Raw genomic sequence first — 14,696 nt, forward strand, 5'->3', positions numbered from 1 at the left:
GCCTTAAAGATTTGTATCGAATCATGAATACAAAGTTTTTAAGGTGCGGGCGATCGGTAAAATTGCCGTAAATTTCTGAGAGGATAAACTTGGAATCATTGAAGCGCGCAGGGAATCATGAAATTACAAAACTTTCTCAAGTCAAAAATTAGGTATGATTCTAGGGCGATCGCTGCTGACAACGAACTCAGCCGTCAAATTCAAAGTCGCCTCATTGACCTAGGTTTACTGAAACCTCCAGTAGACGGCATCTTTGGCCCTCTTTCTACCGCAGCCCTCCACCGATTTCAAACCCTAATGAAGTGCGGGGAACCGGGTTTTTTGGGAGCAATCACAGCCCAAAAGCTGATCGAAGCCAAACCGGCGGACATTCCGACACCTCGCCCGATCCTGAAAATCCTCAAAGACACCATTTTTAAATCAAAACCGCTGGCGTCATCTCAACTTCAGGAAGCGGAAAAACAAGTAATCCCAGCGGGAAAACAGTTTGAACTTCTAGCTTTTGCTCCGATTCGGGGTCACATTAGAGTAGCTCTCCGCAACGAGTCTTTCAAAGGTTCAGGGATTTGGTATGTTTACGGTTTACACGCTCAAGTTACTCTAGACGGCGTTTTGCTTTATCCCAAACCGAATCCGCCGACTGTCAGACTTGGCATTCCTTATCGATCGCAAATGGATAACTTGTACAATCCTACAGGTTCTTGCAATGTTACTTCCATCGCGATGTGTTTGGACTTTTTGAGAGTTCCCCGGCGCCAAAAAACCGGACAATATGAAGATGAACTCTACCAATATGCGATCGACAAAGGTTACAGTCGCTGGGAACCCAGAGATTTAGCCAAAATTGTTAGAGATTACGGCGCTCAAGATTACTTTACCGAGAATGCAACGATTGATGACGTTCAAGATTGGCTCGCCAGCGGAAATCCGGCTGTCATCCACGGATACTTTACATCCTTCGGTCACATTATAGTTGCCACAGGCTACGACAGCGACGGATTCTTCGTGCACGATCCCTACGGCGAATGGTTCCCCACGGGTTATGACACAACTGTCAGCGGTTCTTACTTGCACTATTCCTATCGCTTAATCCGCAGCGTTTGTATGGCTGACGGGAATTTTTGGGTGCATTTTATCTCGAAGTAGTCATTGGTTATTTGTTATTGGTTATTTGTTATTTGTTATTAGTAACAATTAACCAATATAGTTATGGACGCATTTTAACGTAATGATGTCATTCTGAGTGTAGTAATATGAAATTCGCTCTTAATCATAATTATTCATCTCTCTCTTCTCTTCCTCTGCGTTCTCTGTGTTCTCTGTGGTTCAAAATCATTCCGATGCCACCGGAAAAGTCATCAGTTATTGGTTATTTGTTATTAGTAACAACTAACAAATATAGTCTTGGACGCATTTCAAAGTAATGATGTCATTCTGAGTGTGGGTAAGTATGAAATCCGCTCTCTCTTCTCTTCCTCTGCGTTCTCTGTGTTCTCTGTGGTTCAAAATCATTCCGATGCCACCGGAATTAACATAACACATTAATTCCGATGTCACCAAATTTGATATAACAACCGACAACTAACAACAAATAACCATTAACTATTAATTTTCATGCTCAAATCCAGCCAAGTCGATCGCGTAATTGGAGCACTGGTTGAAATATAATCAACTCCGGTTTCCGCGACACTCCGAATCGTTTCCAAAGTAACATTCCCAGAAGCTTCAATTTTTACCCGATCGCCCTTTTCGCGAATTATTGCCACAGCCTGCCGCATTAAATCACAAGACATATTATCCAACATGATAATATCCGCCTTGTGCTGAAGAGCTGTCTCCACTTCAGCCAGAGATTCTGTTTCAACTTCGATCGTCAGGGGATAGGGGATAGAATTGCGAATAAGGGCGATCGCCTCAGCAATTCCCCCAGCCGCCGCAATGTGATTGTCTTTCACCATCACCGCATCATCCAATCCCATGCGGTGATTGCAAGCACCGCCGACTTGAGTCGCGTATTTTTCCAGCAATCTCAATCCTGGTGTTGTCTTGCGGGTATCCACTAATTGCACGGGCAAATCGGCAATTTTGTCAACATATTTCTGAGTTAAAGTAGCAATGCCGCTCAAACGCATTGCCAAGTTTAATGCTACTCTTTCTCCGGTTAGCAGCGCATCGAAATTGCCGGAAATCTCGGCGATTACTTCTCCTTTTTCGCACAGTTTCCCTTCTGGTACTTGGGGGATGAAACTGAGGCTGCTGTCTAAAAGTTTAAAAGTGCGATGTGCGATCGGCAATCCGGCTATAACTCCAGCTTCTTTGACTATCCATTTAGCAGTACCCTGGATGCTGGCTGCGGGGAATAAGGCCGATGTTGTGCGATCGCCCCTACCGATATCTTCTAGCAGCCAGTTGTGCAATAGGGAGTCTAAAACTATCCAAGGTGGCAATATTGCTTTCATGTTTTTGTCGGTTGTTATATCAATAGGAATTACGCATCAAAACCCAAGAAACCGGGTTTTTGCCAGAGAATCGGGCTGTAACAAAGTATCTCGGAAAAAACCCGGTTTCTGACTACCCGTGCGTCTAGGACTGCTATTAGGAAGAATAGTCGATCGCGTAATTTTAGGCAAGTTGCAGAATGATGATTAGTGCGATTTTGGGCGATCGCCCTTATTTATGATAATTCACGCAATATTTTGTCGATTACCGCATCCGGCAAACCAAGCAACTGAGCGATTTGAGATGGTTGGATACCTTGACTGTGCAATTTACAAACAACATCAGCGACATCAATTTCTAGCCGTTCGATCTGAGTTTTAAATCTGGATTCAGTGGGGGGATCGTTGTCGGAGTTGTTAGGCGAAAAAGCACAGGGTTTGAGGTTGAGGGTGTGGACGTATTCGACGTATTGATGAATATAATCTCTACCAAAATTTGAGGTATTGCTGATATTTCTGCGATCGATCGCAGCTTTGAGATTGCCTTTTTGCATCTCTTCATCCATCACTGCGGAGAGAGTTTTGAGTAGCTTGTAGCCGACTTCTCGGACGTATTTTGTGGTGTAGCGGGTGTCGCGGGCGATCGTTTCGTAGGTTTTGCCATCATACATTCCCTGAAACAGTAGTCGTTGCAGCGTGTTGAGATGTTTGCCTGTTTTCTCAAATATTAGACCATCGACCAATTTCAGCAGTTCGTTATCGTCAGGGACGGCTTGCAACGGGCGATCGTCGTTGGGCTGCATGGGTTAAGTGAATAAAATATAAAGTTGGGGAAACTTCGGGCTTTTTCAGTCTTTTTCGGGCTTTTTCAGCGATGACATAGATGAGACAGGTGAGGTAGATTTCTTAAATCACAAACACAGAATAATATTATATGCCTGACAATTTAGCTTTGCTGGACAAGAATGACATACTGAACGGTAGCAGCGCGCAAGACTTTCTGGATAGTAACACAGGAAAGGACTTTATCTCCGGTAGTGCTGATGGCGATATTGGGCGATCGAGTTCTCAAGTCGGCATTGGATCGCTTTCTGCCGATGGTAGTGCATACATTTTAACTGAGCAAAGTGACACATTTACGGTTCCTCTTGGCTTGCTCGATACTCTCTTGGGCGGTTTGCGAGGCTTAGGAGGTGCAGATTCCATTACAGGCTCGGAATCCGGGGATATCATCTATGGCGACGAAGGAAATGACCGAATTGAGGGCCGAGGTGGTGATGATTTGCTGTACGGCGGCTTGGGAAACGACTTTCTCAGTGGCGGTACGGGCCAAAACGGTCTGCTTGGCGGTCCGGGTGCTGACACTTTGCAGGGTGGTGAAAGTGCCGATGGTGTCAATGGAAATTCTGGTAATGACGTAATTTTCGGTGGAGGCGGAGACGACTTTTTGCGGGGTGGTCGCGGTAACGATATTATCAATGGGCAAGATGGCAATGACTTCCTGATTGGCGATTTGGGCAATGACACCCTGACTGGTGGTGCGGGTCAAGATCTATTTTTTCTGCGCTCTGAGGCGGCTTTAGGCTCTCCTACGTTTGACTTAATCACCGACTTTCAAAGAACGATCGATTTCATCGGACTTAGCACAAATCTTAAGGAATCCGATATTGTTTTGGAGTCGAAAGTGCAGCCTGCTGGTGGTTCGGCTGTGGATATTAAAGTAGCCGCAACAGGGGCTTTGTTAGGTACTGTTTTGGGAGTGACACCAGATGATTTAAAAGGTCGTTTCAGACCTTATGATGTGGAACCCGATCGTCCTGAAGATAAAGTCACAATTGATTTACCGGAAGTTAAAAAGCTATCTGATAACAAATTTCAGATGGAATTTCCAGCTAGTGATGGTAGCAAATATACAGTAGTTTTTCAAGATGATGCTGATGGACGTTTCGTAGAATCAGTTATATTTGTACCCAATCGTACAACGGGTGTTCGTGGTAGTACAACGCGCTTGAATCGAGATGGTACAAGGGCGGATATTACTGTTGAAGGATCTAATGAAACTGTACGAGTTGAGAATCAACCGAGTAAAGAACCTGGAAAGCCGGATCGAGGTGTTATATCGCGGCTCAAAGATGGTCAGATTATTGACACTGTAACTGTTCCTCTGCCACTGGAGCCGACCGTACCTACTAATCCTGAGCCACCAGTTACTCCTCCCCCAGTTGGGCCAGATTTTGCGACAAATTGTGAGCCGCTTAAAAAGTTCTGTGAAGGAATTGGCAAAGTGGCTAAAGTGGTGGATTTTGTTGCTAACGTTGCAGTAGTTACTGGTTTATTGTTTGCTGTTCCTAGCGGGGGAACTAGCTTATCACTTGACGCTATTGGACTAGGATTGAAGGGAGTATCAACGGCATTGACAGTCATTGACTACAGTTGCAAACTTCTTACAGGTAGCGATAAAGACCTTGGTGATGCGGTCATTGACCAATTGAAGGGAATAGGAATTGAAAAAGCTCTCAAATCCGCAGGACTTGCTGAAGACCTAGAAAATGCTGTAGGAGGTACTTTAGATTTATCTTCATCTACCAAGGATCTCATTGATTCATTTGGGAAGGAGGAGCCGACTGAACCTTCTCAAACCAATTTTTTGCCTCAGATCCGAAAGTTTCTTACTAAAAAGTATAATTTTCCATTTGACTTTTGCGACAAACCTGCGACTACTCCTGAACCAGCACCAACTTGTTTAGGAGGAGCTTTAAACATTAAAGTAGATTTGATACCCGATCGCATCCCCTATGGACAAACGGCACAATACACACTGACATACTGCGATCCAATAAACGACATAGACAATTTTCTCGTAGAACTTAGTACAGGGAGTGGAACACAAACCAAAATCATTCCCGTTTCATCTTCCAGTGGCACGATAAGTTTTGGAATACGAAACAAGCCAAACGCTTTTGGGGACTGTATTACATCAGGTCAATTCGTGAGCGTTTCAGCTAGAAGTGGCAATCGTGACTTAAATTCTATTGCAAATTTCACAAATTTTGGTCTTGATGGTGGATTACGTGATGGGCCCATTTCCAGTTATTGTGATGTAGAGTTGGTTTAAGGGCGATCGATATTGAATAAAATTTGTATGGGCGGGTTCATCGATAATTTTTGCCACCCATCGATAATATTAATCAACCCGCCCTTCCCAACCGATAACTGCGATCGCACTTAAAGCAAAAAACTAATATCCACTTGGAAAAAATCAGCTAATTTTCTGGCTTCATCTATTTCGATCGCCCTTCCACTAACAAAAACTTTCTCAACCTCTGTTTCCGTTCCCAAAACAGGAATCAGATCGGATTTGTCCAAATCTCTCGCATCCATTAAATGTTGCAACATTGAAGCAGCATTACCTGCGGGGATTGGATAATTTTCAGCCTCAAATTTTTCAATCAGCGTTATCAAAAGCTCCAGAAATAGCTCTTCCTCCACCGATCGCATCGGGCCGTGTTCCAGTTCGCAAGCAAGAGCGATCGCGGCATCATTTTCTGCTTCATTTGCGATCGGTTTTGGTTGATACCGAACAAGTAAATCTGTATAAAATTTTGCATCAAAAGTACGGATCATTTTTCCACTCATCCTTACTTAGATTTGCATAGGTAGCGATTGCTTTACCTATTTAAGCTACGGTAAAAGCTATATTTTCTAGCACTACATTAGGTACATTTCCACTACCTAAAACCTGTGTAGCATCTAAAACTTCTATCCCTACCAATAACTCATTTTCCCCAATATTTAAAGCAATTTCGTCAGTTAACTGTAAAGTGCGGCACTGATGCTTACCTTCTACAAGTCTAATGTAGAGAGCATCAATTTCGGAATCATAACTAATCTTCATTAAATTTTACCTCTTATTCTTCAGTCCGCGAAGGCGGACTTCGTTTGTGTAGAAGCGGTTTCAACCGCCGAGCCCTAAAGGAAACTAACAACTCCCAAAAACTAAAGCTCTTTTCCGTTGTTGCGGGAAAAGAGCTTTAATTTATTATTAACCTGGCACCGAGCTATTTTACCGGGCAGTGACCCGCCGAGTATCTTCGCCATAGTAACGTTTAACAACCGAGTTCGGGATGGATCGGAGTGGTTCCATTACATCATAAGCACCAGGAAAGCTTTGAAAACTTTGAATCCTGTGTCTGCGTTAAACTTGATGCGCTGCATCTCTTTCGCTCGACATTTATTACATTACCAAACTCGCCTAGGTTTGTCAACCCCTTTTTGAAATATTTTTGACGTTCGCCGTCCGAACAACCAAGGTTTTGTAGGGGCGGTGCCCCCGTGCCCGCCCAGCCCATAGGCGATAGGTGGGCATTTCAGGTATCGGGGCAACCACGGGGGGATTGCCCCTACAAAGAATGAAACTCGCAAATCCAAAAACGCAGCATCCATACCCTACTCTCTGCGAATCTTCGCATCCTTCTCAAACCACGCCACAACCTGCTTAACAGTTAATTGCTCGATCGCCCCTTCAGATTCTGCCGCAATTTGCCTCAAAGGCCGCAAAGACGCCACCACCAAATTCGTAAAAAAGTTTTCAAAACTCGCATCAACTTGAATTGACTGCTGAATACTCTCATCATTCCTCACCCAATCCATCACCTGCTGATTGCTCACCTCGGCCACAGACAAACCAGTCTCCCCAGCAATTTGCTTGAGAACCCTCAAAGCATAAATAGCCAACCGCGCCGAAAACTTCTCCTTCGACGACAACAGCGCCATATCAACTTCCGCGCACTCTTCCGGCTTTAAAAAATCAGATTCCATAGTTATTAGTTACTTGTTATTGGTTATTTGTTATTTGTTATTTGTTACTTGTTATTGGCAATCCGTGACATCCGTAACATCCGTTAAATCCGCTACAAAATCCGCTGCCGAACCGACATCCGCTACATCCGCTACAAAATCCGCTGCCGAACTTCCTTCTTTGCAACAATCAAATAACCGCAACGGTGTTCCCCATCAATAATCCAGTGAGTCCGCTCTACAGAACAATCCGGCAACACAGCCGCAAACATCTCCAACTCATTACCGCAGACACTCGGAAAAGTTTCAGCCACATTAGAAATAGCACAATTGTGTTCCATAAACACAAATCGATCGCCCTGAGCACTAAAATCAGAATCGCGATCGTCCACAGGATAAAACTCCGCCATATAACCCTCAGCCCTCCGCAGCTCCACCAACCCGCTCACCCGCTCTTGAAGCGAACCAGAACCCACCAACCTGCGGTACTCCATCGCCTTCCGTTCCCACTGCTTTTGCAGGATAGAAATCACCTGCTCGCGGCCAACAGTCTCAGCCAAAGTATCCAAAAAAGAAACCGCAAAATCGCCATAACGATTCGGGAAGCGATCGCGCCCCAGACTGGTAAGCTCATAAATGTGTTGCGGCCGCCCCATCCCAGCCTGAACCGACTGATACTGAATCAGCCCCTCCGCCTCCAAATCCTTCAAATGACGGCGAATCGCCTGCGGGCTGATATCCAAAGACTCCGCCAACTCCAGAGCCGTCGCTTTATCCCCCTTGAGCAAAAACTGCAAGATGTCTTGTTTAGTGGAAGTCTGCTGAGTCTGCATCATCTTCACAAAAAAATATTTCTGAGACTTTGACAATATCACTATTGTTAATGTAGCTTAAAATATAGTAAAGCAACAAACCAGTTGTTTAACTCAACCGAGCAGTCCAGCAGAACTCGCTCAAGCCCAGACAGCGATTGACCCGTCTGCCATCTTTGAGAGCACTATCTAGAACACTGAACACGCAAAATCATGAGCTCTACAGTCACAACCCTAGTCAACCAGCCCTACAAATACGGTTTCGTCACCGACATCGAGTCAGACACCATCCCCCGCGGCTTGAGTGAAGATGTAGTGCGACTGATTTCATCGAAGAAAAACGAACCGGAATTCATGCTGGAATTCCGCCTCAAGGCATACCGCAAGTGGCTGACAATGACCGAGCCGACGTGGCCTCATGTCAACTATCCGGCGATCGACTACCAACAAATTATCTACTATTCCGCGCCAAAACAAAAGCCCAAAAAGCTCAACAGTTTGGACGAAGTTGACCCGACACTGCTGGAAACCTTCGAGAAACTGGGCATTCCCCTATCCGAACAAAAGCGCCTCGGAAATGTCGCCGTTGACGCCGTTTTCGACAGCGTTTCCATCGCCACAACATTTAGAGAAAAACTAGCCAAAGACGGTGTTATCTTCTGTTCCATATCAGAAGCAGTCAAAGATTATCCCGAATTAATAGAAAAATATCTCGGTAGCGTCGTCCCAGTCGGCGACAACTTTTTCGCAGCCCTAAACTCCGCCGTATTCAGCGACGGTTCCTTCGTGTACATTCCCAAAGGCGTCAAATGCCCGATGGAATTGTCCACCTATTTCCGCATCAACAACGGAGATTCCGGCCAGTTCGAGCGCACCCTAATTGTCGCAGAAGAAAACAGCTCTGTTTCTTACTTGGAAGGCTGCACCGCACCGATGTTTGACACCAACCAACTGCACGCCGCCGTCGTGGAATTGGTAACAATGGACAATGCCGATATCAAATATTCAACAGTGCAAAACTGGTACGCCGGCGACGCCAACGGCAAAGGCGGAATTTACAACTTTGTAACAAAGCGCGGCTTGTGTCAAGGAGTAAATTCCAAGATTTCTTGGACGCAGGTAGAAACTGGTTCAGCGATTACTTGGAAATATCCCAGTTGCGTATTAGTCGGCGACAACTCCGTAGGTGAATTCTACTCCGTAGCGCTGACAAACAACAAGCAACAAGCTGACACCGGCACCAAAATGATCCACGTCGGCAAAAACACTCGCAGCACGATTATTTCTAAGGGAATTTCGGCGGGAAATTCTGCTAACAGCTATCGCGGCTTGGTGAAAATGGGGCCGAGTGCTAAAGGTGCTCGGAATTATTCTCAGTGCGACTCGATGCTGATTGGCGATAACGCTCAAGCGAATACCTTCCCATATATTCAAGTGCAGAACCATACTGCTAAAGTGGAACACGAAGCTTCGACTTCCAAGATAGGGGAGGAGCAATTGTTCTTCTTTGCCCAGCGGGGAATTTCCGCAGAAAATGCGATTTCGATGATGATTAGCGGTTTCTGTAAAGATGTTTTCAATCAGTTACCGATGGAATTTGCGGCGGAAGCTGATAAGCTGTTGAGTCTGAAGTTGGAAGGCAGCGTCGGATAATTTATGTGGGTGAAAAACCCTTCCAGGCTTTGCCAATGGATGACAACTTAAAACTGCAACCAAATAAATGTCGTTTTTATTCGAGTCTAGATCCCCCTAAATCCCCCTTAATAAGGGGGACGAAAGAGAACATTATTATCCTTCCTTAATAAGGGAAACTTTGAGAACATTCTTGTCCCCCCCTTATTAAGGGGGGCTAGGGGGGATCCAGACTTTGATACAAACAAGAGAGATGGTAGGTAGGTTTAATGTCGCTTTTATTCGAGTCTAGATCCCCCTAAATCCCCCTTAATAAGGGGGACGAAAGAGAATACTTCTGGTGTCCCCCCTTAAGAAGGGGTACTTTGAGAACATTCTTGTCCCCCCCTTATTAAGGGGGGCTAGGGGGGATCCAGACTTTGATACAAACAAGAGAGATGGTAGGTAGGTTTAATGTCGCTTTTATTCGAGTCTAGATCCCCCTAAATCCCCCTTAATAAGGGGGACGAAAGAGAATACTTCTGGTGTCCCCCCTTAAGAAGGGGTACTTTGAGAACATTCTTGTCCCCCCCTTATTAAGGGGGGCTAGGGGGGATCCAGACTTTGATACAAACAAGAGAGATGGTAGGTAGGTTTAATGTCGCTTTTATTCGAGTCTAGATCCCCCTAAATCCCCCTTAATAAGGGGGACGAAAGAGAATACTTCTGGTGTCCCCCCTTAAGAAGGGGTACTTTAAGAACATTCTTGTCCCCCCCTTATTAAGGGGGGCTAGGGGGAATCGAAACTTCGATACAAACAAGAGAGACTATAGATTTTACCCTAAACTGTCAGCAATCGGCACAGCCTAGAAACGACAAAAAAAAGTGTAAACCCCATTGAGGCCAAGGAAAAAAATAGATGATTGTTGAAAATAGTCAAGTGGTTTTATCTATCCGCGATTTAACTGCGAATGTGGAAGATACCCAAATCCTAAAAGGTTTGAATCTGGAAATTAAATCGGGTGAAATTCACGCCATCATGGGCCCCAACGGTTCGGGTAAAAGCACTTTATCCAAAATATTAGCCGGCCATCCTGCTTATACGGTGACGGGTGGAGAAGTTACTTTCCTGGGACAGAATCTCCTGGAATTACCGCCGGAAGAACGTTCCTTAGCAGGAATTTTCCTGGCTTTCCAATATCCTTTGGAAATTCCGGGCGTTAGTAATGTCGATTTTTTGCGCGTGGCTTACAATGCTCATCGCAAACATCGCGGTTTGGAAGAGTTGGATGCTTTTGATTTCCAAGATTTAATCGAGGATAAGCTGGATGTTGTCAAGATGAATCCGGCTTTCTTGGGAAGGAGTGTCAATGAGGGTTTTTCTGGCGGTGAGAAAAAGCGGAATGAGATTTTGCAAATGGCGCTTTTGGAACCGAAGTTAGCTATTTTGGATGAGACTGATTCTGGTTTGGATATCGATGCTCTCAAAATTGTTGCCGGTGGTGTAAATCAGTTGTCAACGGCTGAAAATTCGATGTTGGTGATTACTCACTATCAACGGTTGTTGAATTACATTATTCCTGATTTTATTCATGTCATGGAAGCGGGCAGAATTATCTTAACTGGCCCGAAAGAGTTGGCGCTGGAATTGGAAGAGCGCGGTTATGACTGGGTTGTGGAAGAGGAAGCAGCAGGAGTTGGCGCGCGATGATAAATACGCAGGTTGCTACTAGGGAAATGTTTTTGGCTGATTTGGTGAATCAGTGCGGTAAGTTGGAGGTTGCTAATAGCGAAAGTTCGACTTACGGGTTGCAGGATTTGCGGGATGCGGCGACTGAATATGTGCTGGCTGCAAGTTTTCCGACGGTGAGGGATGAGGAATGGCGCTTTACTGATTTGTCGCCGGTTTTGCAAGTTCCTTTTCATGTACCGCAGAGCAATCAGTCAACGGTTAAGCTGGCTGATGTTATTATGCCTGTGAAGAATCGGGATGATTTACCGTTGAGATTGGTATTTGTTAACGGTTTTTATGCGCCGGATTTGTCAACGGTTGATTCTGGGGTTGTTCCGAATTTACAGATCGACTTTTATGCAGGTAATCTATCTAACGTACCGGAAAAATATCGATCGCGCATCACCGATGTTTTGAGCAAGCACAAACAGCAAACTGAAGTGTTTACAGCCTTGAATACTGCGGGTTTGGTGGATGCTGCGGTGGTGTTTGTACCTGCTAATATGTCGATCGACCTTCCGATTCATTTGCTGTTCGTGACTGCACCAGGTGCATCTCCGGCGATGTGTCAGCCGCACTGCTTAATTGTAGCTGAGGCTGGCAGCAAAGTCACTGTTGTTGAGGATTACACAACTGTTGGTAATGTCTCGGCTTTGACGAATGCTGTCACGGATGTTGTTGTCGCTGAAAACGCCACAGTGAACCATGTTCGGCTTCAGCGCGAAGGTTTGGATGTGGTTCATGTGGGCAAAAGTGCGATCGAGCAATCCCGCAACAGCCGTTATACTTGTCATGCTATCAGCTTGGGTGGCAAAATATCGCGGCACAATTTAGAAGTATTTCAGCGCGGCGAAGGCACCGAAACAACTTTAAATGGCTTAACTGTAGCCTTTGGCGAACAGTTAGCGGACACTCACAGTTTAATTGATTTCAATCACCCCCACGGCACAAGCCGGCAATTGCACAAGTGCATTGTCGGTAACAAAGCTCGTGCAGTATTTAACGGTAAAGTTTTTGTTCGTAAAGCCGCACAATTGACAGATGCCGGACAATTGAGCCGGAATTTGTTGCTGTCGCCGAGGGCGCGGGTAGATACCAAACCGCAGTTAGAAATTGTGGCGGATAACGTTAAATGTTCCCACGGTGCAACAGTCAGCCAGTTGGAAGATGATGAACTTTTCTACTTGCAAAGCCGCGGCTTAGATTTAGAAAGAAGTCGCTATTTGCTAATTGATGCTTTTGCGGCGGAAATGCTCAATCAATTGCCGATTGTTGGAGTGGCGAAAATGCTTTCTACCTGTGTGGCTGTCCAAGAATAACTGATTGGTTAGCACACAAATTAGGACACAGCATTGCTGTGTCCCTACCCATATGTCCAATCAACCATCAGAAAAAAGGTTCGTAGTGCGGACTTTAGTCCGCTTTCTGGATGCGGACTGAAGTCCGCACTACGAACCTTACTTGTTTCGGTCAATTGACCGGACATGATATGAAAGAATGAATTATCTTTTCAACACAACCGAAGTTTTTGATATCACCGCATAAACGAACCGACAACACCATTCAAATCTTCAGCCAAAGGATTTCCCAATGCCTTAAATTTCCACTCGCCACCTTCTCGATAAACTTCTCCCATCAACATATTTATTTTGCCTTCATAGGAAGGGTCATTTGACAAGCGATAGCGAGCGATTTCTTTTCCGGCTGCATCTACAGCCCTTACGTAAGCGTTTTCTACCATGCCAAAATGCTGTTTTCTTGCTGGCCCATCGTAAATATTTACACCCAAGATAATTTTGTGATATTCTACTGGCAAAGAACTCAATTTTACAAAGATTTGTTCGTCGTCTCCGTCTCCAGCTCCCGTGAGATTGTCGCCGGAATGAACCACGGTTTTGTCCTTTGACTCCAAATGAGAGTAATAAATTACATCTTCTTTGTAGTTTTTTAATTTGCCATTTTCTCCCAGCAGCAGAGCGTAGGAATCTAAGTCAAAATTTGCACCGCTGCTTCTACCGAAAAGACCTGTTTTAGCTTTCGCTACATCCCAGCCCAAGGCCATTGTCAATCGAGATAAGTCGAATTCGCTTTTGCTGAGTACGATCGATTGTCCTTTTGTCAAGTTGATAGCCATAGTTTGATTATTTTGTAAGGTTTGCTATTTCTAGGATAAGATATTTTCCAGACGCGCTGATTTTACCCAATGCGGATATTCTGCTGTCAACCAATCGTATAATTCCTCATCGGTAATATGTTCCGGGTCTTCTATACTGAAGAAACACAAACCCTGTATTGTTGTCAAGCTTTCCAGCTCAAAATTCGTCCGCGAACCTTTTTGAGAAATGCTATACAGCATATTCTAGTAAGTAGGGCGCGTCGCCCTCAGAAATCCGCAAGTTATGTCCAAGATGTCGCAGCGACGCACCCTACGGATTAACGCGACTGAGGTTCTAGAAACTACAATTCAGGGGAATATTTGTACTGTTGCCAAATTGAGTCTCGATATCGATATTCCTGGAGCCAGGATAGCCAGAAACCGGGTTTTTTGACCAAAATAGTTTGTTGTCACCACTTAAAACTGCAAAAAACCCGGTTTCTTGGTCTCGGAGTGCGATCGCGAACTAATCTAGTTTAGAGCGATCGACCTTCGATCAGGCGTACTTATCTACAAAGCTTTGCAAGCCTGAATTGTAACCTTGTCCGACAGCTTGGAACCTCCACTCGCCATCTTTCTTGTAAAGTCTGCCAAACTCCACCGCAGTCTCCTTCCCAAAATCCTCATCCAAATCGTATCTAGTGACTTCAATGTCAGTAGTAGTGTCGTAAATCCTGATAAAAGCATTCCGCAGTTGACAGAAATTTTGCCTTCTCGATTCCGCTTCGTGGATTGTCACCACAAACACAATTTCTTGCACCGCAGGATCTACCTTGGTTAAATCGACTGTAACTCTTTCATCATCGCCACTTCCTTCTCCGGTTCTGCTATCTCCCAGATGTTTTACAGAATTATCCGGCGACTCTTTGTTATTGTAGAAAACAAAGTATTTTTCGCTGGGAATTTTACCAGCAGCGCCCAGCATAAACACGGAAGCATCTAAGTCAAATGCTCCTCCGGTGTCTGTAGCATTGATATCCCATCCTAAACCGATCCCGGCATTTTTCAGCCCCGGTGCTTCTTTACTGTAGTTTAGACTAACCAAAGATGAGAACGGTGGCAAAAGAAGAACTAAAGCCACCGTCCCAGGAGAGAATGAGGGTGAAAAAGAAAACCTATCCACTCCCTAAATGAACAGTGAACGATTAAAG

At 44.9% G+C, this 14,696-nt stretch carries 14 protein-coding genes and 1 rRNA gene; 5 read left to right on the forward strand and 10 right to left on the reverse strand.

Annotated features, from left to right (window positions below):
- Nucleotides 1-117: 117 nt before the first annotated feature.
- Nucleotides 118-1,146, forward strand: a complete 1,029-nt coding sequence (locus QZW82_RS13900) for a C39 family peptidase (RefSeq protein WP_293149038.1) — start codon at nt 118-120, stop codon at nt 1,144-1,146.
- 452 nt (nt 1,147-1,598) lie between these two features.
- Here QZW82_RS13900 and nadC read toward each other — a convergent pair whose 3' ends face one another.
- Together nadC and QZW82_RS13910 are read right to left on the reverse strand one after the other, a co-directional pair.
- Entirely contained in the window at nt 1,599-2,459 is an 861-nt protein-coding gene (nadC, locus tag QZW82_RS13905) for a carboxylating nicotinate-nucleotide diphosphorylase (protein ID WP_293149040.1), read from the reverse strand.
- 215 nt (nt 2,460-2,674) lie between these two features.
- Nucleotides 2,675-3,241 (reverse strand): hypothetical protein, encoded by a 567-nt coding sequence (locus tag QZW82_RS13910; RefSeq protein ID WP_293149042.1) that lies wholly within the window; start codon nt 3,239-3,241, stop codon nt 2,675-2,677.
- A gap of 131 nt (nt 3,242-3,372) precedes the next feature.
- Between QZW82_RS13910 and QZW82_RS13915 the strand changes: the two genes are divergently transcribed.
- Nucleotides 3,373-5,553: a calcium-binding protein gene (locus QZW82_RS13915; RefSeq protein WP_293149044.1), complete on the forward strand. Its 2,181-nt coding sequence runs from the start codon at nt 3,373-3,375 to the stop codon at nt 5,551-5,553.
- Nucleotides 5,554-5,663: 110 nt separating this feature from the next.
- Here the strand turns inward: QZW82_RS13915 and QZW82_RS13920 are convergent, their stop codons facing one another.
- From QZW82_RS13920 to sufR, 5 genes are all read right to left on the reverse strand, one after another.
- Complete coding sequence (locus tag QZW82_RS13920; RefSeq protein WP_293149046.1) at nt 5,664-6,074, reverse strand: transcriptional regulator; 411 nt, start codon at nt 6,072-6,074, stop codon at nt 5,664-5,666.
- Between the two features lie 40 nt (nt 6,075-6,114).
- Nucleotides 6,115-6,333 carry a DUF2283 domain-containing protein gene (locus QZW82_RS13925; RefSeq protein ID WP_106332875.1) on the reverse strand — a complete coding sequence of 73 codons (219 nt, stop codon included), beginning with the start codon at nt 6,331-6,333 and terminating at the stop codon, nt 6,115-6,117.
- Between the two features lie 150 nt (nt 6,334-6,483).
- Nucleotides 6,484-6,600 (reverse strand): 5S ribosomal RNA (rrf, locus tag QZW82_RS13930).
- Between the two features lie 284 nt (nt 6,601-6,884).
- Nucleotides 6,885-7,256: a hypothetical protein gene (locus tag QZW82_RS13935; protein WP_293149052.1), complete on the reverse strand. Its 372-nt coding sequence runs from the start codon at nt 7,254-7,256 to the stop codon at nt 6,885-6,887.
- Between the two features lie 131 nt (nt 7,257-7,387).
- Entirely contained in the window at nt 7,388-8,071 is a 684-nt protein-coding gene (sufR, locus tag QZW82_RS13940; protein WP_293149054.1) for an iron-sulfur cluster biosynthesis transcriptional regulator SufR, read from the reverse strand.
- A gap of 189 nt (nt 8,072-8,260) precedes the next feature.
- On the opposite strand from sufR, the gene sufB reads away from it, so the two are divergent.
- The 3 genes from sufB to sufD all read left to right on the forward strand — a co-directional run bounded on the left by sufB (nt 8,261) and on the right by sufD (nt 12,709).
- The gene (sufB, locus tag QZW82_RS13945) at nt 8,261-9,700 is read left to right on the forward strand and encodes a Fe-S cluster assembly protein SufB (RefSeq protein ID WP_293149056.1); all 1,440 of its coding nucleotides are present in this window, start codon (nt 8,261-8,263) and stop codon (nt 9,698-9,700) included.
- An 877-nt stretch (nt 9,701-10,577) separates the two neighbouring features.
- Nucleotides 10,578-11,369 carry a Fe-S cluster assembly ATPase SufC gene (sufC, locus tag QZW82_RS13950; RefSeq protein WP_293149058.1) on the forward strand — a complete coding sequence of 264 codons (792 nt, stop codon included), beginning with the start codon at nt 10,578-10,580 and terminating at the stop codon, nt 11,367-11,369.
- Nucleotides 11,366-12,709, forward strand: a complete 1,344-nt coding sequence (gene sufD, locus QZW82_RS13955) for a Fe-S cluster assembly protein SufD (RefSeq protein WP_293149060.1) — start codon at nt 11,366-11,368, stop codon at nt 12,707-12,709. The genes sufC and sufD overlap by 4 nt, the downstream gene beginning before the upstream one ends.
- 215 nt (nt 12,710-12,924) lie before the next feature.
- Here the strand turns inward: sufD and QZW82_RS13960 are convergent, their stop codons facing one another.
- The 3 genes from QZW82_RS13960 to QZW82_RS13970 all read right to left on the reverse strand — a co-directional run bounded on the left by QZW82_RS13960 (nt 12,925) and on the right by QZW82_RS13970 (nt 14,590).
- A complete protein-coding gene (locus tag QZW82_RS13960; RefSeq protein WP_293149062.1) occupies nt 12,925-13,524 on the reverse strand; it encodes a TerD family protein in 600 nt (199 codons plus the stop codon).
- A gap of 30 nt (nt 13,525-13,554) precedes the next feature.
- Nucleotides 13,555-13,746 (reverse strand): VWA domain-containing protein, encoded by a 192-nt coding sequence (locus tag QZW82_RS13965; RefSeq protein ID WP_293149064.1) that lies wholly within the window; start codon nt 13,744-13,746, stop codon nt 13,555-13,557.
- Nucleotides 13,747-14,041: 295 nt separating this feature from the next.
- Nucleotides 14,042-14,590: a TerD family protein gene (locus QZW82_RS13970; protein ID WP_293149066.1), complete on the reverse strand. Its 549-nt coding sequence runs from the start codon at nt 14,588-14,590 to the stop codon at nt 14,042-14,044.
- Nucleotides 14,591-14,696: the final 106 nt, after the last annotated feature.

The organism is Microcoleus sp. bin48.metabat.b7b8b9.023 (assembly GCF_013299185.1).
Classification (GTDB): domain Bacteria; phylum Cyanobacteriota; class Cyanobacteriia; order Cyanobacteriales; family Microcoleaceae; genus Microcoleus.